This is a genomic window from Salinibacillus aidingensis (genome assembly GCF_039522525.1).
Taxonomy (GTDB): Bacteria; Bacillota; Bacilli; order Bacillales; family Alkalibacillaceae; genus Salinibacillus; species Salinibacillus aidingensis.
The window spans coordinates 68633-88910 of sequence record NZ_BAAADO010000005.1 but is presented as its reverse complement, the minus strand read 5'-3'; the positions used below and the strand labels follow the sequence as shown (position 1 = coordinate 88910).

24 protein-coding genes are annotated in these 20278 nt (G+C 40.4%); 4 read left to right on the top strand and 20 right to left on the bottom strand.

Annotated features, from left to right (window positions below):
- Together ABD006_RS12760 and ABD006_RS12755 are read right to left on the bottom strand one after the other, a co-directional pair.
- On the bottom strand, nucleotides 1–1266 hold the full coding sequence (locus ABD006_RS12760; RefSeq protein ID WP_343841707.1) for a DUF58 domain-containing protein: 1266 nt from the start codon (nucleotides 1264–1266) through the stop codon (nucleotides 1–3).
- Nucleotides 1267–1268: 2 nt separating this feature from the next.
- Nucleotides 1269–2225, bottom strand: a complete 957-nt coding sequence (locus ABD006_RS12755; RefSeq protein ID WP_343841704.1) for an AAA family ATPase — start codon at nucleotides 2223–2225, stop codon at nucleotides 1269–1271.
- Nucleotides 2226–2547: 322 nt separating this feature from the next.
- Between ABD006_RS12755 and ABD006_RS12750 the strand changes: the two genes are divergently transcribed.
- The 4 genes from ABD006_RS12750 (at nucleotide 2548) to ABD006_RS12735 (ending at nucleotide 4107) form a co-directional block, all read left to right on the top strand.
- The gene (locus tag ABD006_RS12750) at nucleotides 2548–2712 is read left to right on the top strand and encodes a hypothetical protein (protein WP_343841701.1); all 165 of its coding nucleotides are present in this window, start codon (nucleotides 2548–2550) and stop codon (nucleotides 2710–2712) included.
- A gap of 37 nt (nucleotides 2713–2749) precedes the next feature.
- Nucleotides 2750–2899 carry a hypothetical protein gene (locus tag ABD006_RS12745; RefSeq protein ID WP_343841698.1) on the top strand — a complete coding sequence of 50 codons (150 nt, stop codon included), beginning with the start codon at nucleotides 2750–2752 and terminating at the stop codon, nucleotides 2897–2899.
- Nucleotides 2900–3026: 127 nt separating this feature from the next.
- On the top strand, nucleotides 3027–3602 hold the full coding sequence (locus ABD006_RS12740) for a DUF4352 domain-containing protein (protein WP_343841696.1): 576 nt from the start codon (nucleotides 3027–3029) through the stop codon (nucleotides 3600–3602).
- Between the two features lie 169 nt (nucleotides 3603–3771).
- Nucleotides 3772–4107 (top strand): DUF4064 domain-containing protein, encoded by a 336-nt coding sequence (locus tag ABD006_RS12735; protein WP_343841694.1) that lies wholly within the window; start codon nucleotides 3772–3774, stop codon nucleotides 4105–4107.
- Between the two features lie 41 nt (nucleotides 4108–4148).
- On the opposite strand, the gene ABD006_RS12730 is transcribed toward ABD006_RS12735, so the two are convergent.
- The 18 genes from ABD006_RS12730 to xylB all read right to left on the bottom strand — a co-directional run bounded on the left by ABD006_RS12730 (nucleotide 4149) and on the right by xylB (nucleotide 20209).
- Entirely contained in the window at nucleotides 4149–4799 is a 651-nt protein-coding gene (locus ABD006_RS12730; RefSeq protein ID WP_343841693.1) for a Tad domain-containing protein, read from the bottom strand.
- Complete coding sequence (locus ABD006_RS12725; protein ID WP_343841692.1) at nucleotides 4796–5194, bottom strand: TadE family protein; 399 nt, start codon at nucleotides 5192–5194, stop codon at nucleotides 4796–4798. The genes ABD006_RS12730 and ABD006_RS12725 overlap by 4 nt, the downstream gene beginning before the upstream one ends.
- Nucleotides 5191–5655, bottom strand: coding sequence for a hypothetical protein (locus ABD006_RS12720; protein ID WP_343841691.1), 465 nt, complete (start codon nucleotides 5653–5655; stop codon nucleotides 5191–5193). Before ABD006_RS12720 ends, ABD006_RS12725 begins: the two co-directional genes overlap by 4 nt.
- Nucleotides 5656–5669: 14 nt before the next feature.
- Complete coding sequence (locus tag ABD006_RS12715) at nucleotides 5670–6326, bottom strand: hypothetical protein (RefSeq protein ID WP_343841689.1); 657 nt, start codon at nucleotides 6324–6326, stop codon at nucleotides 5670–5672.
- Entirely contained in the window at nucleotides 6319–6696 is a 378-nt protein-coding gene (locus ABD006_RS12710; RefSeq protein ID WP_343841687.1) for a hypothetical protein, read from the bottom strand. The genes ABD006_RS12715 and ABD006_RS12710 overlap by 8 nt, the downstream gene beginning before the upstream one ends.
- Nucleotides 6697–6708: 12 nt before the next feature.
- Nucleotides 6709–7287 (bottom strand): hypothetical protein, encoded by a 579-nt coding sequence (locus tag ABD006_RS12705; RefSeq protein WP_343841685.1) that lies wholly within the window; start codon nucleotides 7285–7287, stop codon nucleotides 6709–6711.
- A gap of 51 nt (nucleotides 7288–7338) precedes the next feature.
- Nucleotides 7339–8922, bottom strand: coding sequence for a hypothetical protein (locus ABD006_RS12700; protein ID WP_343841682.1), 1584 nt, complete (start codon nucleotides 8920–8922; stop codon nucleotides 7339–7341).
- Nucleotides 8923–8952: 30 nt separating this feature from the next.
- Complete coding sequence (locus ABD006_RS12695; RefSeq protein WP_425542223.1) at nucleotides 8953–10377, bottom strand: VWA domain-containing protein; 1425 nt, start codon at nucleotides 10375–10377, stop codon at nucleotides 8953–8955.
- 42 nt (nucleotides 10378–10419) lie between these two features.
- A complete protein-coding gene (locus ABD006_RS12690) occupies nucleotides 10420–10623 on the bottom strand; it encodes a hypothetical protein (RefSeq protein ID WP_343841678.1) in 204 nt (67 codons plus the stop codon).
- A gap of 19 nt (nucleotides 10624–10642) precedes the next feature.
- Nucleotides 10643–11578, bottom strand: a complete 936-nt coding sequence (locus ABD006_RS12685) for a type II secretion system F family protein (RefSeq protein WP_343841677.1) — start codon at nucleotides 11576–11578, stop codon at nucleotides 10643–10645.
- Between the two features lie 4 nt (nucleotides 11579–11582).
- On the bottom strand, nucleotides 11583–12509 hold the full coding sequence (locus tag ABD006_RS12680) for a type II secretion system F family protein (RefSeq protein ID WP_343841675.1): 927 nt from the start codon (nucleotides 12507–12509) through the stop codon (nucleotides 11583–11585).
- On the bottom strand, nucleotides 12506–13840 hold the full coding sequence (locus ABD006_RS12675) for a TadA family conjugal transfer-associated ATPase (protein ID WP_343841674.1): 1335 nt from the start codon (nucleotides 13838–13840) through the stop codon (nucleotides 12506–12508). The genes ABD006_RS12680 and ABD006_RS12675 overlap by 4 nt, the downstream gene beginning before the upstream one ends.
- 45 nt (nucleotides 13841–13885) lie before the next feature.
- Complete coding sequence (locus tag ABD006_RS12670; protein WP_343841672.1) at nucleotides 13886–15073, bottom strand: CpaE/TadZ family protein; 1188 nt, start codon at nucleotides 15071–15073, stop codon at nucleotides 13886–13888.
- 28 nt (nucleotides 15074–15101) lie between these two features.
- Nucleotides 15102–15743, bottom strand: coding sequence for a Flp pilus assembly protein CpaB (gene cpaB, locus ABD006_RS12665; protein ID WP_343841670.1), 642 nt, complete (start codon nucleotides 15741–15743; stop codon nucleotides 15102–15104).
- Between the two features lie 554 nt (nucleotides 15744–16297).
- Nucleotides 16298–16543, bottom strand: a complete 246-nt coding sequence (locus ABD006_RS12660) for a hypothetical protein (RefSeq protein WP_343842198.1) — start codon at nucleotides 16541–16543, stop codon at nucleotides 16298–16300.
- A 10-nt stretch (nucleotides 16544–16553) separates the two neighbouring features.
- Nucleotides 16554–16826: a hypothetical protein gene (locus ABD006_RS12655; RefSeq protein WP_343841669.1), complete on the bottom strand. Its 273-nt coding sequence runs from the start codon at nucleotides 16824–16826 to the stop codon at nucleotides 16554–16556.
- Nucleotides 16827–17280: 454 nt separating this feature from the next.
- Nucleotides 17281–18441, bottom strand: coding sequence for an endo-1,4-beta-xylanase (locus tag ABD006_RS12650; RefSeq protein WP_343841666.1), 1161 nt, complete (start codon nucleotides 18439–18441; stop codon nucleotides 17281–17283).
- 268 nt (nucleotides 18442–18709) lie between these two features.
- Nucleotides 18710–20209 (bottom strand): xylulokinase, encoded by a 1500-nt coding sequence (gene xylB / locus ABD006_RS12645; protein ID WP_343841664.1) that lies wholly within the window; start codon nucleotides 20207–20209, stop codon nucleotides 18710–18712.
- Between the last annotated feature and the right edge of the window lie 69 nt (nucleotides 20210–20278).

Here is a 20278-nt window from a genome sequence, read left to right as displayed (position 1 = left end):
TTACGCGTTCACCTCAATTTTTTCCTTCGTTAATATTTCTTCTGTCAGCAAATTGATGACAACGCCACTACTTTTCAAGTACTTCAACCGCTGATGTTCTTCACCTGAAACTAGTGAGCCTGATTTGACTAAAAAGAGCACGATACGGGAACTCTTCCTGTTTAAATGAAGTAAAGTCTCATAAAGCTCCAGTGATAAATCAGTGGTAATAACCATTGACATATAGCCCTTTGGCAGATTACCTGTCTCCTGTTTTATCATCTGACCAAATGGCAGGTTATTTTCAGGCTGCACGGTTGTCAGGTAGCGTTTGACCTGTTCCTTGCTCATCGGGTTCTTGTGAACAGGAATGACTTTTCGGTCAGCCCCTAAGGACGCAAAGAACAACTGGGCTGATTCTTCTTTAATCGTATCTATCAGAGATACCGCAACCTCCACGGCCCCCTCGAAATTCAGCCAATTATAAGAGTCAATCTTAGATGCATCAAATAGAATATACATATCCTGACTTTTTTCCTGTTCAAACTCCTTAGTCATCATTGCGTTGTTTTTGGCTGTTGCCTTCCAATCAATCCAGGACATCCGGTCACCTGGTACATATTCACGAACCCCTGATACAGCCATCGTATTTTTTACCATACGATTGTATGAGCTGGATTCTCCTTCCTCAAAGCTTTGGGCATGCTTATGAAGCAGCAGCTTTCGTTCCATGGGGTAAACCATAACAGAATCCTGAACTTCAAAGGTTTTCTCTCTTTTAATGAATCCAATAAAATCACCGGTAACAACCCGAACCTGATGAAAAAGATGCTCTCCTCTTGGCACTTCATCGATTTGATATTTAAAGGAAAACGTCCCTTTAAACCAGGGAAAAATGACCTTTTTGGCTTTTCGGTTCTCTTTCAGCACATCCGGACTGGCCATATGTGCAAACTTTTTTCTCTTCGTATCCCTGTACTGGACTGAATCAGGTAAAATATCTTCAATGATACAGTAATACAAGGGAAGCAATCGGGGACGTTTAAAGGTTATGTCCACCTCGATTGTACTCCCCGTTTCTGTAATGACCGTGGAAATGTTTCGCTCCAATTTAATACGGGCCATTGGATAAAAGAATAATAGCATCATATATAGAAATATTGGGAGAGTACTAAAAAATAGAAACCAGCTGACAAAACCGCCCTGAAACATTGCATATGCATACAAAACTCCTGCCGGCAAAAGGATACCGAGCAATTTTAGACCGTATTTTATAATCGTACCCATATCTATCCCCTATCTATTGGAACATTGGTCTGTGCCAAAACTTCTTCCACAATCATTTTTTCATCTTTATCCTCAAACTTACTTTCTGAAGTAATAATCATTCGATGAGACAGGACAAAAGGAGCTAAGTACTTCACATCATCCGGCACAATATAATCACGATTATGAATAAATGCATAAGCCTTGGCTGCTTTCATCAATGCGATTGACCCGCGTGGACTGGCTCCTAAATAGACCTGTGGATGATTTCTCGTACCGCTTGTAATATCGACAATGTATCGCTGTAAAGACTGGCTGACAAATACGTTATCAATTTCATTCTGCAGCTGAATCAGCTCTTCCTGAGTCATAATTGGCTCAATTTGATCGATAGGATGGGAATGGGATGTACGATTTAACATGTCCATTTCCTCCTGTGGACTTGGATATCCCATATTCAGTTTCATTAAAAATCGATCAAGCTGTGCTTCCGGAAGAGGATACGTTCCTTCATATTCAATCGGGTTTTGAGTCGCCATGACAAAAAATGGGCGTTTCAACGGGACACTCATCCCATCAACGGTAATACTATTTTCCTCCATCCCCTCTAACAGAGCCGATTGTGTCTTGGGTGATGTACGGTTAATCTCATCGGCTAAAACGATATTACCCAAAATTGGCCCGGGGCGAAATTCAAACTCCATTTCCTTTGGATTGTAGATGGAAACACCTGTTACATCTGAGGGCAATAAATCAGGGGTGAACTGAATTCGCTTAAACTCACAATTCAGGGATTTCGCCAGAGCACGAACAAGCATCGTCTTCCCTACCCCTGGAACATCCTCTAATAGGACATGGCCACCGGATAATAAGGCTACAATACTTAATTTTGTCACTTCATCTTTTCCAATAATTACTCTTTGAATATTTTGCAAGAGCTGGTCGGCTTTTTCTTGATAAACAAATGTCTGCTGGGTCATTGCTTTTATTTCCTCCCAAATAAATAATCGAAATATTTTGTGAAAATTTGCCACACTATAACTATACTATATTCCCAGTATGGACACAAAACAGAATTCTTATAATCTATCTGGTAATATTTAGTCTCCCCAATTCCTCCTATTCCCTTGGTAAAAATCGTAAAAACACTGTTATGACGGCGTTAACAAAACCTTCAAAATGTATTCAACAATCGGTAGCAAAGTCAACTATTTCCGTGATTTTAATCACATGTGAGGATTTGGAAACTAGATTACGATAATAGTGCATTAAAAATATTGGTTTATTGAGGGAGGGAAAATTGTGAAAGCCAATAGTATGATTTTTATCATTGGTTTTGTGCTTGCATTTGCAGGCGGCTATTTATTGTTTGGCAGCTCCAATGCTGCAGAAGAAACTGTTGATCCTGCACCAGCAGAGGATACTACAGCTTATATTTTTGGAAAGTCCTGCCTTACACCTTTATAAAACAAGTACCCAGCTAATTGACCAGGAGGATGTTCAAATGATCATGCTGTCAAAAGATTACATAGCACAGGAACAGGGGATTGCTGTCAGCAAAAACAAGCAGACCGAACGGGTCAAAGCTGTGCGGGAAAATGTAGAGGGTACCGATGCCTACAAAGAAGTCATGCAAGGGATTGATGAAGACTAAGGTTGAAGTTGAAGTTCAATTTTAATATTGAAAATCGTTCAGTTGAATCTTCATTCAGGTTTGAATAAAATATAGTTTGTACTGGAAAATAAATATGAAAACAAAATTCAAAGGGGGAAGCATACTTATGAAAAAGTGGTTATTTCTTTTCATCGCTTTATTCTTAACCATTGGGCTTGCAGCCTGCGGAGAAGCAGACATTGAGGAAGCAGAGAATGAAGATAATCAACAAGAAGACACAAATGGTGACAATGCCGGAGAACAGGAAGACAATCAAAAGGAAGAAGAAACAAACGAAAATACAACAGAAAAGTTTGCCATTGGGGATACAGTCAATTTTGATGGTGTCAAAATCACGCTAAACGAAGCAAGAATTGAACCAGGAGGAGAATTTGACACACCACAGAATGATCAGTTTGTTGTTGTAAATTTATCGGCTGAAAATACCACCGATGAAGAAGTCACCATGTCCTCTATTATGAATATAGAATTAAAAGATGCAGAAAGCTACAGTTATAGTACAACCATATTAACAGAAGGAATTAAAGCTCAGTTTGACGGCTCCATTGAACCAGGTGGGACATTAAGAGGAGAGATCCCATTTGATGTTCCAAAATCAGAATCATACGAACTGCATTTTTCAGATCCATTTAAATCTGGAAAGGCAATCTGGGAAATCCCTTCTGACCAGCTGTCACAATAAAATCAGGATGCTTTGACACACAGGTATATCAAAAGGAGGTATACAGCATGTTCCATCATTGCCTTGTATACTTCCTTTTTGCCTGAAATTTAAAATCAGGTACAATTACACATGTTTTTATAGTAAAATAGTTGCTGTAGATAAATTGGTAATTAAGGGGGGAAAGACCATGAACAGAACAGTTGAATTTGTGTTAGGACTTATTGGTGGTATTTTTGGATTCTTTGGTGCTATTATTGCGTTATTTATCGGTGGTGTAGATGCCGCAGTCAGCGACGGTTCCAGCGAGATTACCGGTTTGGGATGGGCAGCATTTTTATTCTCTGCATTAGCTATTGTAGGATCGGTAGTGGTTCGATCCAAAGCTAAGGCTGGCGGTATACTGCTCATCGTATCCGCAATCGGCGGACTAATCAGTATCTCAGCATTTTACCTTATTTCCGCAGTCCTGATTGGAATTGCCGGACTTATGGGTATATTTAAAAAGGATAAAACAGCTGCTTAAGTTTATAAAAAGGACGATACCTGCTTTCGGTACCGTCCTTTTTATTCATCATATACATTTTCCAGATAAATGAACTTCGGCCCCTCTCCCCTCGCCGGTATTTTATCTTTGAAAAGAGGAATATTCACCCCTGTAATACTCTCAAAGGTAACCGAAGATTCCACCTCCAGCCGCCATTCTGAATTGGACAACACAATCGTGGTATCCTCAGAATTGGCTTCCTCACTATCACGTATAACTGACTGCACAGCATTAGAAATAGCAGTGCTAAACGACGAACTATTTAAGCGACTCCTAAATGTATTTTTCAGCTGATCATGTGCATCTATTTCAGACGGGAGAACATCATTTAATGCTTTTATATAGGCCTGGTCAGAGGATAATCCTGTTCCTTCATGCGCATCCTGTTGTTCACGCACAAGCTCTCCCAGACTTTTTCCTCCATGGTTAAGCTTAAAATCAATGGAAGCAGCCAGATGGTTATCAAATTCCTCAATGGCAGCCTTGGATTCCTTTATATAAACCGAGGAACCGGCTAAAGCTGCCTGCTGAACGGTATAAGAAGCTTCACTTCCTACCAGAAACACCTTCGTAATATTGATTATAATAGCGAATAAGATCACCACTATGCCAAGTACCCATAATAAAAACAAAGAGGCATTCCCTTTTTCATCACTCATACATGTATTCATTCGACCAGCACCTGACTTACCGTCGTTTCTTCTAAATCAATAGCAGTAGCTGATTTCCATTGATCCGGAACAAAAATAAGTGAATGCTTTCCCTCTACCAATAACTCAAACCGTCCATCTGAATTTATATATTCCACGTTCATCCTTTCATAATTTAAGACCGAGCTGGTCCCAATCACGTCTTTTATTGTATCCTCAGCCTTATCAATATTCCGGGTGATGGAATAGGTTTTAGCACCTTCATTTGCGGCTGTATGGATTGTATAAACGGCGTATCCTGATGCAACCACCTGCCACAAAATAAGAAAGAACATAAAGAAAAAAGGTAAAATCCCCAGAAACTCCAGACTGATGGCCCCCTCTTCTTCCCTGAGTTTTTTCATCCATTTTTTCATGCGAGACCCTCTCCCGGGACTTTTTCTTCAGGAGCTTCTTTATGTAATTGGTTAATTTTAAACTGTAAATACCAGAAGTGGAAAAAAAAGAGAAGTACCCGGCTAATCCGCAGTTCCTCATAATAATCTTCCAGTTGTTCCGTTATGCGGAAAACAGAATAATAAAGTAAACCTAAAAAATAATAAACCAATATTACATTCACCGATTCCATAACGACCCTGCCATAGGGAGTAAAAAGATAAGCGTCTGCAAAGAAAAGAATAAAGGATAGGCTTAAAAAGATCATAAAAAATATCCACCATCTAAACAGAGCTCTATTTTTTCCCGCAATCGTCTGTATGGCCTCTTTTCTCGTTAGAAACCAGTAAGCGATATACATACCTAACGTGAGAAAGGAAAGGAGAACAACAACGAGCGTGCGGCTATATTTAAAAGGTATTTGATTCGCAGCTATATCCATGGGTATCCTCCTCATCACAAACGCTCTTCAGCATGGGAATATCGAAACGTTAAATAAAAAATCAGAAGGGGAAATACAAATGAGTTTATAATCGCCCTTGCAATCCCATATACATAAACGTTATTTTCAAAGTTTTCAAAGGTAAGCATAATCAACCCCCATACAAGCACCTGAACACTTAAAATCACCAGCCAATCCATTAATAGTAAAAGATGTTCATCTCTCATCGTTCTGCCGGCATGTCTTATCATATCGTTCACCTTGCTGTGCGAGACATAAAAAGGAATTAACAGGATCAGTGAAAAGCAAAGGATCGTCGGAATGTATAGCAGGAAGCTGCCCAGGACCCCCAGGATATACAGTGGAACGGTCAAAAACAGAATGGTCCCGAAGTGCCTGATAAACTCATATAATAACTTCCAAACCGATAGGTCCTCCTCATCTTCAATATCAGATATCGCCAGCCTGTTAAATACAGGAATGATAAGTGTAAAGTTGACGACGATTAAAAATAGAGCATACAAATTAGGGTATTGTTGATTGGTTAATTGCTGATAAAAGTAAAAGGTCGCAAAGTAGCATAAGAGCGTAAGTGGAATCACCAATATAACGCTTAGCATTAATATTTTCATCAGTTGCCGGTTATATAGGGCCAGACTTTCTTTAATCATGATTCCACCTCTCCATTCGCTTAAGAATTGTTATCATAAGGAATGCTGTTATGAAAGAAGTTACGATACTCGCCGTTATTTGATCATTTACCTCAAGAGGGGACGTGAAAACCGGAATATGAAGGACGACAATAGAAAAAATAAAATTTAAAACGGTTAAGGTTAAGCTCCCCATAAATGTGGCAAAATAAGGGGTTTCACGATTCCATAATGGAGCTAAAATCCCTATGGATACATACGTAATGAGAAATGCTGCAATAATTGTCCCCTGCACATTCAGTACATTCATTAGGCCCAGAAGAAATGAAATAACGATGGTAAGGAAAATGGAAGCCCCCATTGCCCGAATTAGTCCTGTAAATTGAAACATATGACGACTCTCCTATTGATTTTCTAGTTCCTCCATACGCTGAGGGGTGATCAACATAACAGGAGCAACTGATAAAAAGATCATTCCACATAAAAATAGAAAAATAGATATGGCCAGTGCATCCGGATTTGAAGATCCAATGGTACCGGCAAACAGTACGGTTCCAAAAACAATAATTAAGGGTGCATAGATTTTGTAGATTTTACCCAGACCTGTTTGTCCCGGATTCTGGATACCCTGAGCAATTTTTTCGGAAAACAAGTACGGAAGAAGAACCAGAGCAGCAAGTATGACAATTCCTGCCCAGAAAGCTGCGGTGCCATAAATAATACGAAATACAGGAATGGTAAAATGAATCGTCAGGACGTTTAGCATCACATATGATAGTAACGAAAAATACCTCTTGCTCTGATATCGATGCACTCGCCACAAGACAATAAAAAGGATCATACAAACCGCAGCTAATCCTAAATTAAAACCGAGTAATCCCCAATTCACTTCAGGGATGAAGCTCATTAAAAACCCCGTAAGAATGAGTAAAAAGGTCGTGGGAATAATTCGACTATGTTTAAATTCGACTTCCTGATTCATGCTTTATACCTCCATTTAGAATGGTACCCCATAGATGGATGGGGCACCTTTTTAATCAAATATTCCGCCTAATTTTGAAAAGGCTGATGATACCTTGTCTTTCGCCCATGTTGCGGCTTCTTTTGCAGCACCAACTCCTTTTTTAACTCCTCCGGCAATTGCGTCATAGCCTTTCTTGATGCCTTTTGTAATGCCTTTTTTGATTCTTCCTCCTACATTGGTCCCATTGAAGAAGTAAGAGGTTGCTATTCCCACTCCTAAACCGGCTGCCGCTCCTATTATGGTTCCAACACCAGGTACAACAGACCCTGCAACTGCACCTGAAGCCATTGCAGAGGCTGCACTTCCCGCAGCTGTGGATGCAACCCCAATGGCAGCATCTGTCGTGAAGGAGGCCGCAAAGTCAGTGGTTGCTAAACCTCCTAAATCAGAGAATCCATTAGAATGATCATAAATCGATCCTGCAGAGTTGAGAATAATACCGGCAGGACCTCCCAATTTCACCGAACTGCTGGGCTTCCAAAAGCCTTTAGAAAAGACATTCCACGATTGGCTGACAGCACTTTTGGCAGACTGAGCAGAATTTTTTAATAAACCACCCATTGTACCTGCATTCGGAATAGATTTACTGCTAAGAAACGCATTCATGCGATCCTGTCGAATATATCTCACTTGCGGACCCATCGCTTTGCTTTCTCCGTTAAATGTGTACTGTCGATACCGATCATAAAACCAATTTGACAGACGGTTATTCAGTTTATTTTTTCCTTTCACTGAATAGTTTCCACTCTCTAATTGTCTGAATTGAAATCCTGCATATAAAGAAGCTGCGCCTTGAGCTACATCATCAGCAAATTTAAGCCCATAATTTTTCATATCTTTTAAAAAACCAGTAATATGTCCATAAAGACCCTGACTGCCGTCTGTTGACTGAAGTGCAATATTCAGGAAAGACTTTGTTTCTATTTCTCCTTCACCTGAATTTCCTGCATTCCCATGACCACCACTGCCTGACGAGGGTCCATCGCCTCCATTTATTGCATTGCCATCTACAGCATTACCGCCCTGAGAAGCATCCCCGCCATTTACCGGATTTCCACTTGTTGGAGCTTCACCATCCCCACTTTGATTTCCTCCATTAATAGCAGATCCGCCATTCAGGGTATCACCAGTATTGGGATTACCACCTTCCGTTGCTGATCCCCCAGCGCCAGAGTTTCCCCCATTTATGGGAGATCCGGGACTAGTAGCCTTTCCACCTTCCATCCCGTTGCCGGACTGTGATGAGGAGCCTGATTGAATAGGACTTCCAGGTGAAGCTGCATCTCCTCCTATCGGTTGATATGCAGGGAATTCTGGAACATTGGGAATCATAAATAGTCCTTCATTTATTGGTTCGCCTTCTATAATAGGTTCGCCTGAGTTTTCAAATTCTCCTTCTTGAATAGGGTCTCCATAAGGCAGGACTTCACCTGGAATAATATACTCTCCACCTTCAATCGGTTCCCCCGGAGTAATAGCTTCTCCAGGGGTAATTGGGGTACCAGGTGTTATAAAGGTGGCATAGCTTACGATGGGAAATAGATTCCAAAAGGTGATAAATCCAATGATGATAATCGCCATGGACCTCTGCACACGATACCTTTTCAAAGAATCACCACTCTTCTATTCTTTCACATTCAACTCATACTTTTCCTCCAAAGCTTTCATAGCCTCTTTATAGCCTTTGTCATTCATCTCTTCCAGCTCTTGTTCAAACTTATCAATCTCTGAAATGATCCAGTCATGATATTCTGAATTTTTCTTTTCTAAATAGACTCTGGATTCATCACTGATATATCCATAATCATTGAGTGCATTTGCAATAAAATTAATGCTCGTTCGCTCATCGACTACTTTCGATTCTTCATCTGTAATATAGGAAAAAATGTCCAGCTCATTTGAAACGTGCTGTAAATCCAGGCTCTGTTGTCCCTGTTCTTTCCAATCCTGCCATGCATCGGCAATGTTATTAACCTTTTCTAATTCCTTCGTGAGCTCATTTTCATCGGATACAGTCTGATAGATTCCATCAACAGAATCGGCAATTTTCTTTAAATGGTTCTGTCCCTCTCCGTTTACATCGAATCCCAGCACATTAATAATCGGTGTTATATTTGATTGATATAATTCCTTGGCGGTCTGGACAGGTTTGGTGTCACAGGTTTCAATTCCATCACTGACCAGGTAGACAATATTGGTGTTTTTACTACCATCAAGGGAAGACAAATCCTTCTGCGCTTCCTGTAAAGCTAACCCTGTCGGTGTCCAGCCTGCCGGTTTTATTTGACTGAGCGAATTCTTAAAAGAACCAGCATCATAGGAATCAAATCCATAAATCTTTTCTGTACTGCTACAGGACATTTTTTTATCCGCATCTGATCCTGTCCCCTCGTGACCATAGACTCGCAAAGCCACATTTGTCTCTTCTGGTAATTCACTGAGGAATTTTGATATGGCATCCTTTGCCGCATTCATTTTGGTTTTTCCATCAACCCTCTGAGCCATGCTTCCGGATGCATCTAAAAGAACGACAACATTCAATTGCTCTTTAAATTGATACCTTGAATCTTCAATGTCCGGATTCCCAAGGGACTGAAACTTCAATTCCTTTATAAGGTTTTCCGGCCCTTGATAATCAAGCTGAACCCGTTTTAAAATTTCCCGATACAGCTTATCTAATTCCTGATCTGTCGGATTTTCCTTATCTTGTGGAAACGGCAAATCACTAAAGTGTTCCGCCAGTTCTTCATCCTGCTCTTCTGTACTTTTATCTGAATCATAATCGTAAACAGGACCTGCATCCTCTCCTACTGGCAATGCTTCTAATTCCTGATAGGTAGACGGAAAGGAGATATCCTCCGTGTTTCCTTCTGTAGAAGAAGCTGGTTGATCTTCTTCTGTTTTCTTTTCCTTTTTGATATCCTCTGCCGTATTTTCAGTTGACTGTTCTTTATTTTCTGAAGTCGGTTCCTTTTCATCTTTTGTACATCCTGCTGCCACCATAACGAACATTATTAAGATAATGATTATGAGTTTGTTCTTTAGCAACCTATACACTCCTCAGTAAATCAATGATATACGTATAAAAAATTAACCTACCATATTGCTGATTTTGTTAATGATATTTTTGATAATATCGGTTATTCCGTCACTGTTATCATTAAGCGCGGATGAAATAATCCCAAGGACCAGAATTAACAGCGCTGCAACTCCCAGCCACTCGAGCGACTGCGCCCCCCGTTCGTTTCTAACCGGCTGTGTCCATTTCACATAAAGCTTTGTCAATTTTCCCATTCCTCATCTCTCCCTTTTTTTAATTTTGAAGCAACTGAAAAATATTTTGATTTTGACTAAACATATTCATCACCATCAACCCGCCAATCAATATCAGGGATGATGGCAGCACAATAAACGTTGTAATCAGGGTTACTTTCGGCGATGCTTTAGCTGCTTTTTCTTTGATCGATTCCTTTTTCAGCTTTCTCATTTCCTCGGCCTGCTGCCTGAACGTTTGTGAAATCGGTATTCCCAGCCGCTCTCCCTGAAGAAGTGACTTAATTAATATTTGAAACTCTTTACTTTCATTACGACTTAACAGCATTTGATAGGCTTCCCTTCTTGGCACCCCGACGTCAAGCTCCTGAATAAAACGGCCAAATTCCTCTCTAACAGGGCCATCAAAATAAGGCACAATATCTCTTAATGCCTGATCAAGTCCGACCCCTGCCTGCAGGGTGACACTCATTGTGTCCAGGAAATCCGGAAGCTGAAAGGACAATTCCTCCTGCCTGTTTTTTGCCTTCGATTTTATCCAGTAAATCACACCCGCATAGCCTAATAACGGATAAATGATAACGGTGAGCTCTGAAAAAGGAAGGCGCAGCATGAGGCTGATTCCGCCTAGCATTAAACCAATAATAGCCATAAATATTTTTAAGCCTTGAAGCCTCTCAACATTTAATTTATAAGGATAGCCTGCCTGCATGAGCCACTTCCTGACATCATGATTTTCACTGCTGAAATTAATTCGCTGACCTATATGAGAGAAATCATCCGCATATTGAAACAGCTTTGTTAATAAACGTTCCTTTTTGGATGATCCTTTTTCAAGCAACTGGAATAGGTAGGTTTGTTGTTTTACATCCTCTTTTAAATCCTGTTTATAAACCATAAATTGATAGAAGCTGCGTAAACTTAGTCCCAAAAATAACAGAGATAAAATTAAAAACACGACAATGAGGCCATCCATAGCATCACATCCTAATGTTTGTTACCTTTCGTACTAATAAAAAGGTTGCAACCGTACCGCCTATGAATAAGAGAGCAAGCAGGATACCAATCCCTGACAGTAAAGGATCAATGAAACCGTCGATGATATTGTTCATCATCAACACCAGAAAAACGGGGATTACAGGAACTAAATAGGAAATATACCGTTGTTCAGCGGTCATCGTTTTAATTTCCTGTTTGAGAATTTTGCGGTCTTCTAAGGTCTGACCCATTTCCTCTAAAATGGCTGATAAATTTCCCCCAGCCTTCTTTTGAATAAGTACAGTGGCAACAAAAAGCTTAAATTCCCGGTTATTCATGCGTTTTTCCAGCGATTGAATCGCACTGTTGAACTCAATGCCTAAAGAAAGCTCATGTGCCAGCTGCTTAAACTCGGCTCTCGCAGGGTCATTAATTTCCTGAGCAACCATCTGTATCCCTTGATTGAGAGTCATACCGGAGCGTGTAGCATTGGCAAGAATCCTGCAGATTTCCGGCAGCTGTTCGGCCATTCGCTCCTTCATCTTGTTTTTTCTTACCATAAACAGAAGCTTCTTTGCTGCCTCAATAAATAACAGAGAGGTGATGAAGCTAAGAAGAAACCTTAAGTGAAATAGGCTCGATAAGACAAAAATCAGTCCCATAAATGCTACAATTTGAGCCCCGAGGAATTCGGAAGGTGTTAGCGGGATGTTTGCAGATCTCAATTTTTTTAACATGGGCCTGGCTGCATCTGTCTGATCAAACCGGTCTCCTAATAAGACAATAAAGCTCTTTCTTCTTTCCTCTACATGGTAAAATTGCTCTGCCTGTTTCCTCCAATCCCTTTTTTCTTTACGGAAATCCAAGTAATAAAGGATTCCCACCAGAAACGATAACGCAGAAAAAGTAGCGATTAATGCTGCAGTCAAAACCTGACCTCCCTTCGATTTAATTGAAAAATAGAATCAGAGACTTGATTTCCAAACACTTGAATCCTTTCCAGACATTGCGGAACATAACCAGTCGGTTTATAAAAGCCTTTCACTTTCCCATCTTCGGTGATTCCCGTTCGTTTGAAAGTGAAGATTTCCCTCATTTCATGGGTGCCATCCTCATTTTTCTTAAGCTCTGAAATAGATACCATTTTTCTCGTTCCATCTGACAGCCGGTTTACTTGAATGACAATATCAATTGCTCCAATAATGTACTCTCGAATAATTCTGGAAGGAAGCTCCAGCCCAGCCATAACAACCATGGCTTCCACACGTCGAAGAGCATCATCTGGTGAGTTGGCATGAACGGTTGTAATGGAACCCTCATGGCCGGTATTCATAGCCTGAAGCATATCAAACGCCTCTCCGCCACGGACCTCTCCTACAATAATACGGTCCGGTCGCATTCTGAGGGAGTTTTTGACAAGCTTTCGTATGGTAATTTCACCTTTACCCTCTACGTTTGCAGATCTTGATTCCATGCCAACAACATTGGGTCGATCCAGCCGCAGCTCTGCGGAATCCTCAATCGTCACAACCCGTTCATCATGTGAAATGGAGGCAGCCAGTACATTCAACAGTGTTGTTTTCCCGGAGCCTGTTCCTCCTGAGATGAGGATGTTCAATTTAGCTTGAACAATTGCTTCCAGGAACAGCGCCATGTCATAATTTAGCGAGTCAAAACGTAATAAATCCTCCATTTTAAAGGGGTCCTTCTTGAACTTCCGGATCGATACGAGCGTTCCATTTAAGCTAACTGGAGGAATCACCGCATTCACACGACTTCCATCCGGCAATCTTGCATCAACCATTGGTGAACTTTCATCGATTCTTCTGCCAATGGGTGCAACGATTCGATCTACAACATGACGAATATGGTCATCATCCCGGAACGTCACCTGACTTTTTTCAAGCTTTCCAAAACGCTCAATATAAACCTCATCATATCCGTTAATTAAAATCTCCGTAATGGAATCATCATGAATCAGGGGCTCCAATGGTCCATAACCAACGGATTCATCCAATATACGGTTAATTAACATGGTTTTTTCCTGTCGTGGAATAATCACTTTTTCCTCGGACATAAATTGAGAAATGAGCTGTTCAATTTTTAACCGCATTTCCCCTTCACTTAGACTGGTCAAAGCTTCAAGATTTGTATCTCGCAACAGCCTTGCCTTATAGTGTTCCACTAAGTGTTCAATTTCGTTCGTTGCTGACTTCCCCTGAACCACCCTTTCCTTGCGTTTATCAAATAAAGATGGCATGATGTACCCTCCTTACAGAGAATCTATAAACCATTCGTCCTTTCGTTATTTAGGATTTAACACAGATTTGACAAATTTACGGATGTCTTTAGAAAATGGAATGAGCTTTTCTTTGGGCTTTTTACGAATCACTTCTCCCTTATTAACAAACGACTGCAGACCCTTGTAGTCATATCGAATCGTCGTTTTGATAGGGAAACGCAGGAGGTTCTTCAAATCCTTAATCTGCAATTCTTTATCCTTTGATAACTGGTTTACAATCATGGATAGACTTGATTGAAGGTGAATACCTAAGCGTTCACAGACCTCTTCAAAATTTTTTAAAACCTTTAGGGAGGTCGTTTCCGGAAGCAGTACATAGTAAATTTGATCAGACTCTTCAATCGCAGCAGCCGTCAGTGCACTCATTTGAGGAGGCAAATCAATGACACAGTAATCAAATGACCGCCTGCACGTCCTGAGTAACCGGCTGATAAAATCTTCATCCAGCTGCTCACCCACCTCGGCATCGCAGGGACTGATTAACACCTCGAGCTGGGAATTCTCTTCAGTCTGGGACACATTCCGAATGTGATTTTCATTCAGCTCCTGAATAACAGGCTTCAGGTCAGCAATGGAGCGGTTCGTGCTGATGGACATTAAGGTTTCAATACCGCCATATTGAAGATTTAAATCGATTAAAATGACCTCGGCTGCGGACTCCAGCTTTAACGTTTGCGCAAAAGTGGAAGAGATGAGGGATTTTCCTGTGCCCCCTTTTCCACTGTAGAAGGAGTAAATCTGACCTCTTCCTTTGCCAAACATAATCGGCTGCTCTTTTTCAGAATCCAATCTCATTTGATAGCTTTTTTGAATTGTTGGAAACCGGCTGATAAATAACGATAATTCCTCGGGCAAAACGAAAAACTCTTCCGCACCTGCTCTTGTAATATTTCGAAGCAGGTTAATATCGGATTCCGTCGCTAAAAAAATGGTAAAGGTTAAGGGATTAATCGATTTTATGTATTGAATTTGTTCCACAATATGGTCATTGCTGCTTTGAACCATGATCACGATATCTCTGGTCTGCCGGTTCACTTCCCGGGATACGTCCTCAAAGCGTACGACAGTGATTGTATTCTCGTCACGGTCAAAAGAGTTCAGCAATTGATTGGTAATGGTCTCATCCTCACTCACGAGTAAAATATCCAAATTACGGTCCATGTCCACGTCTCCTTGAATTTCCTGTTTCATGACTCATTCCTGATTACATCCATCCTGATCAGCCTGAATTTGATCCATCAGAGGCATTGGAATTTCCAACATTCGCCTTTAAAACCCGGATGTGCTCAGCATAATGCTGCACATGAATCAGTTCTTCAACCCTTTCTGCAGGAATAACCACACCGATTCCCAGCATGTTATTGTCTTTTGATTGCGCATGGTAAACGAGAACATCCTTCATAAAGGTTTCGGTCCTCTTCTCCCCCTCAATTTCTCTTGAAACAACAAGATCTACACGATCCAGTGGTTCAATGAATTGATCAAATGTGAGTGTTTCTGATGCCGGCAGGGAAACGAGTCGATTGTTCTCATCTCTTAGATGGGATACTGGTTTTATCATTTCTTCTGTAATAAGGTCCCCCTCGCCAAGTTGAACAACGGAAACCCGATTTTTTAAATTCTCCATACTGGTTATATGTGAATCTGTTACAAACTTATTGGGAATTTCCATCACTGTCACAGCCTTCTCACTTATTTCCTGTCTTGCCGGGATATTGTCATTAGCAACATAAACCTCGGTCATGCCGCCAAGCTCTGCATTCAGTGACTTTACTTTTTCATAAACGAAGTAACCTGCGACTAATGCCAAAATAAAAGCGAGAACTAGAAAGATGAAGGCTCTTTTCTTTGATTCAATCATATGCATTGTCTCCCTATAGAATCCTTATATAAAGTGAAATGTCTATCTGTGAGGGTCTCCACCCCTCCTCACTGCAGCCAACAATGTATAAACATCTAAATTTTAAAATTATAGTAATATTTAGTCAATTCAGCTCATTATTGGGTCTTTTTATCCATTCTAAGGGGCTAAAGTCCTGGTCATTTCGTTAAAAATAGAAAAATGATATGAAAAAAGGCGGGTGTATTCCATACGATTTATTCTATTCATGTCGAAACGCATTAAGAATCCTGTCGAAGTTCCACATAGTAGCTAAAAGGTACTAATTTTAAAGTTTTATATTTTTTACATAGAATGAAACTTCAGTTAATGTTTTTGGCCCATAATGTCAATCTCCATCAGTAGGAATTTTCTCCATCCACACTTATGGTTAGTTAAACTTATCAGGAATTTACTGGCCGTAAATCGAGTAGGAGGAGGTGATTAGACTCCGACCTTACACACCACCGTACGTACGATTCCTTATACGGCGGTTCATTTTTATATTAAGCATGTACTTTCTTGTAATGTTATAGTTATACACAGGAGATTAGCCCAAACCGGGCTAGTCTCTTATTTGTTATGGTCCTTGTAAGGACCCAAAAGTAAGCTATGCGGACTCCTCCTTTACTCGTGTAGCTATTCTTGTAGGCATCATATTTGTTCATACCTAGCTTAATTAAGTTCTTTCTTCGATTCTTCGGTGTTTTCCATTCTGTCCATATGCACGTTCTTAGACGAACTCTCGTGTGAGAGTCAATACGTTCTAGAAGCGTCTTCATATAGCCCATTTTAAAGTAGTGAATCCATCCTCTTATGTCTAATTTGGTGAATAATATCCTTTGTGTTTTCTATCATGTACAACGGTAGTTCCTTAGTTGTCATGCCATCTACACCTGCGACACCTTTGTTCTTGATGACTTGCCTTTGTGCCTGTTCAAGATTATCCCTTCTCAGAATCGATTCTAGAAGTTTCTCTTCATACATGCTTGTTATTTCCTTTCCTTCTTGTGAAGTCGGTATCCACTTTAACGCGATATGCCAGTGGTCTTTTTCCTCTTCCAATACAGATTTCCATAACGATAAAATTGTTCAGCCCTTCGCTTTTTCTAACTTTCGATAGACGTCTTCACCACTACGGCTTCGGCTGACTTCTCTTTACCCAAGCTTACATAGCTATAAGCCTTTGGCATAGATGATGAGACCTCCCCGATTAAGGTGTGGACTCTTTCGCTCCATCCATCTGCCATATTTACACCGTATGATATTGGGTAGCTATAGGACTTTGACTTCTTTAGCAGGCTTATCCTCATACGTTGCCTCTTATATGGTTTCTGTTCGTCAAACCAGAGTTTTGTCTAAGGCTTCCTTCAGATTCCACGTCACCATGGACACCCTTGCCTTCAGCTATGTGCTTACCGTTACCAGGTCGCACTCGGGACTTTCACCCGTTAGAGTCCACCCATGCCGGGCACACCTAAAGAGGCTGTTCCTGTTTCGGAACAGCCTTCTGCATCTTTCAATCTATAATTTTCCAGTATGCCGGTTTCACATTGTAATCCATGTCAAAGACAAAAGGTGCATCTTTCCCTACACCATCGTTATATTGTTCTGCACGGTCATCCAGCCATGTGTGATTGTCAGCAATACCCCAAAATGTGACACTACTGATTTTATCATCTAATCTTTCATAAAGTTCAAATATATCGTTATAACGCTCTGCCTGCCGTTCGAATTCACTATAAGGAATGTCTTTATATGTTTTATAGGCAGGTGTCGGCGGCCAGCCATAAAGGCTTACATCAAGCTCAGTGATTTGGTTATCTAAGCCAAGATCAGCAAACATATTGATGGAATCTTCCATTTCCTTCAAGGATGGCCATCCAATCTGGATATGGGATTGATGACCGATTCCATCAATTGGAACACCTTGTTCCAGCAAATCGTTTACTAAGTTATAAAGAAATGTTTTTTTTGGTTCAACTTCGGTATTATAATCATTAATATAGAGCATTGCATCTTCATCTGCAAACTTTTTGACGGTTTCAAATGCAACTTTGATATAATCTGTTCCTGTAATTTGATACCATGGTGATTCGCGAAGACCTCTGTCATTGGATGCATTTTCATCAATGACTTCATTGACAACATCCCAGGAATCAACATCATCTTTATAACGTTTCACAATCGTTTTAATATGTTTTCTCAGGCGCTTTAGCAATAACTTTTTATTCTTTCTCTTCTGTTTTGGGTCCGTAGCCTCTACCATCGGTTCCCCTTTTTTATCCAGAAAAAACCACTTTGGTACTTGGCTATGCCACACTAATGTGTGAAAACGTATTTCCATATCATGTTCTTTGGCAAACTGAATAATTTTATCTGCTTGCTCAAAATCAAATTTCCCTTCTTCCGGCTGAATGTTTATCGGCTTCATCACATTCTCTGCAACAATACTATTGTAGTGATGTTTTAAAATTTCTTCCTGAATCCCTTCCAATTGGTATGGCTCAACAGCAGCGCCAATTTCAAACGATTCTTCATAGCGTTCTTCAAGTGATGGTACTCCCAAGGCATTAATAGAACCAGAGTTTTTTTCAGCTAAAACAACATTGGCTCCGGTTGGAATGAGAAGAGTTAGAGCCATTCCAGTAAACATTAACTTACGCAGCCCTTTTCGCATAAATATCCCCTTTTCAGAAATTTTTAGAGAAACACAGTTAACAGATTAAACAATGCTGAAAGAAAGCGATTCCATTTTCAGTGACAAAAAGCTTTTTGTATACTGCTAGCAGCTATTATTTTAGCAACAGCCCAATAGTTTATCTATTGGATGAATAAAGTTTTTTCATGAAGAGTCAAAAAACGGTTAAATAGCCCCAAATATATAGTCCCTTTTATTACATTGATATCTATCAATTGAACTATTAAAACGGTATCGAAATTGTTTATTAATAACGAAATAACATTAATTGCTGATTCAATTGATTCGTTTTACGATATACTTCTTGATAAACCGCAAATAATTCCTTATACTTTTCTACATTTTCTGGAATGGGCTCATAAACTTCGCCCTCTTTCAAGAATACATCCGCGCAATCCTTCAAGGAATTAAACCAGTTACAGCCGTACGCTGCAAGCATCGCAGCACCCATGCCTGGTCCCTGTTCACTTTGCATCTTAACCATTTTTGCATTGAAAATATCGGCTTGCATTTGCAACCAGGATTCACTTTTTGCTCCTCCACCGATGGAAACAATCGTATCAATGGTTTTGCCATTTTCCCGAAAGATTTCTACTGATTCATTAAGGGAGAAGGTAATTCCTTCGATTACAGCCCGAACAAAGTGTGTCATTTCATGGGATCCATCCATTCCGATGAAGCTTCCACGAACATTTGCATCCACATGTGGAGTTCTTTCCCCCACAATATAGGGTGTAAACAAGAGTCCATTAGCTCCCACCGGGACAGTATCCACGTCTGCCAGTAACTCATTAAAGGAAATGTCTTTAGCAAATGTATCTTTAAACCAGGATAAGCTGTAGCCTGCTGCTAGAGTTACCCCCATAGTATAAAAGGCCTCGGGAGCAGCATGATTGAAGTAATGGGCTTTACCGCCAATATCCTTGTCACCGCTTGCTTCATAGGATAATACCACACCAGATGTACCAGTGCTTACCATTGTTTTGCCATCCGCTAAAATACCTGCCCCAATTGCACCACATGCATTGTCTGCTCCACCAGCAAAAACACGGGTCGAAAAACTTAAACCAGTTACTTCTGCCACACGATTTGTGATGGTCCCCACTTCCTCATGAGATCCGACTAGTGGAGGACAAATTTCCGGATTAATATCCAGGATTTCACATATTTCTTTGCTCCACATTTTTTCCGATACATTCAACAGTAACGTTCCTGCTGCATCTGAGTATTCCATATGCAGTTTACCCGTCAACTTTAAACGTACATAATCTTTTGGTAATACGAACGCATGAGCCTTTCGGAAAACCTCTGGCTCATGATTTTTCACCCACAGGATTTTCGGGAGTGTAAATCCTTCCAACGCTATATTCTTCGTGATGTTAACCAGACGTTCTTTTCCAACACGTTCATAAATTTCTTCACATTCCGCCGTTGTTCTTGTGTCATTCCAAAGAATAGCATTACGCAGAACTTCATTATTTTCATCGAGAAGCACCAGTCCGTGCATTTGTCCGGAGAAACTAAGGCCCTCAATGTCTTCCGGATTTCCGTCGAACCCTTCCAATAATTCGGTTATTCCGGCAGTTGTCTGCTCCACCCAGTCATTCGGGTTTTGTTCACTGTAACCGACTTTTTCCTGAAATAATGGGTAGGACTTGGACACTTCCTGCGTTACTTCCCCTTGCTGATTTACTAATAATAGTTTAACTGCACTTGTCCCTAAATCAACTCCGATTACATGTTTCATTCTTAATCTCTCCCGCCCTTAAAAATCAGTCACATCCACTAGTTATATAAAAGGATATTCATTTTGAAT

Bases quoted from the DNA above. Each gene is read 5' to 3' on its own strand.
- ABD006_RS12760 (WP_343841707.1), bottom strand. From the start codon at position 1,266: ATGGGTACGATTATAAAATACGGTCTAAAATTGCTCGGTATCCTTTTG.
- ABD006_RS12755 (WP_343841704.1), bottom strand. From the start codon at position 2,225: ATGACCCAGCAGACATTTGTTTATCAAGAAAAAGCCGACCAGCTCTTG.
- ABD006_RS12745 (WP_343841698.1), top strand. From the start codon at position 2,750: ATGATCATGCTGTCAAAAGATTACATAGCACAGGAACAGGGGATTGCT.
- ABD006_RS12740 (WP_343841696.1), top strand. From the start codon at position 3,027: ATGAAAAAGTGGTTATTTCTTTTCATCGCTTTATTCTTAACCATTGGG.
- ABD006_RS12735 (WP_343841694.1), top strand. From the start codon at position 3,772: ATGAACAGAACAGTTGAATTTGTGTTAGGACTTATTGGTGGTATTTTT.
- ABD006_RS12730 (WP_343841693.1), bottom strand. From the start codon at position 4,799: ATGAATACATGTATGAGTGATGAAAAAGGGAATGCCTCTTTGTTTTTA.
- ABD006_RS12725 (WP_343841692.1), bottom strand. From the start codon at position 5,194: ATGAAAAAATGGATGAAAAAACTCAGGGAAGAAGAGGGGGCCATCAGT.
- ABD006_RS12720 (WP_343841691.1), bottom strand. From the start codon at position 5,655: ATGGATATAGCTGCGAATCAAATACCTTTTAAATATAGCCGCACGCTC.
- ABD006_RS12715 (WP_343841689.1), bottom strand. From the start codon at position 6,326: ATGATTAAAGAAAGTCTGGCCCTATATAACCGGCAACTGATGAAAATA.
- ABD006_RS12710 (WP_343841687.1), bottom strand. From the start codon at position 6,696: ATGTTTCAATTTACAGGACTAATTCGGGCAATGGGGGCTTCCATTTTC.
- ABD006_RS12705 (WP_343841685.1), bottom strand. From the start codon at position 7,287: ATGAATCAGGAAGTCGAATTTAAACATAGTCGAATTATTCCCACGACC.
- ABD006_RS12690 (WP_343841678.1), bottom strand. From the start codon at position 10,623: ATGGGAAAATTGACAAAGCTTTATGTGAAATGGACACAGCCGGTTAGA.
- ABD006_RS12685 (WP_343841677.1), bottom strand. From the start codon at position 11,578: ATGGATGGCCTCATTGTCGTGTTTTTAATTTTATCTCTGTTATTTTTG.
- ABD006_RS12675 (WP_343841674.1), bottom strand. From the start codon at position 13,840: ATGCCATCTTTATTTGATAAACGCAAGGAAAGGGTGGTTCAGGGGAAG.
- ABD006_RS12670 (WP_343841672.1), bottom strand. From the start codon at position 15,073: ATGAAACAGGAAATTCAAGGAGACGTGGACATGGACCGTAATTTGGAT.
- cpaB (WP_343841670.1), bottom strand. From the start codon at position 15,743: ATGATTGAATCAAAGAAAAGAGCCTTCATCTTTCTAGTTCTCGCTTTT.
- ABD006_RS12660 (WP_343842198.1), bottom strand. From the start codon at position 16,543: ATGAAGACGCTTCTAGAACGTATTGACTCTCACACGAGAGTTCGTCTA.
- ABD006_RS12650 (WP_343841666.1), bottom strand. From the start codon at position 18,441: ATGCGAAAAGGGCTGCGTAAGTTAATGTTTACTGGAATGGCTCTAACT.
- xylB (WP_343841664.1), bottom strand. From the start codon at position 20,209: ATGAAACATGTAATCGGAGTTGATTTAGGGACAAGTGCAGTTAAACTA.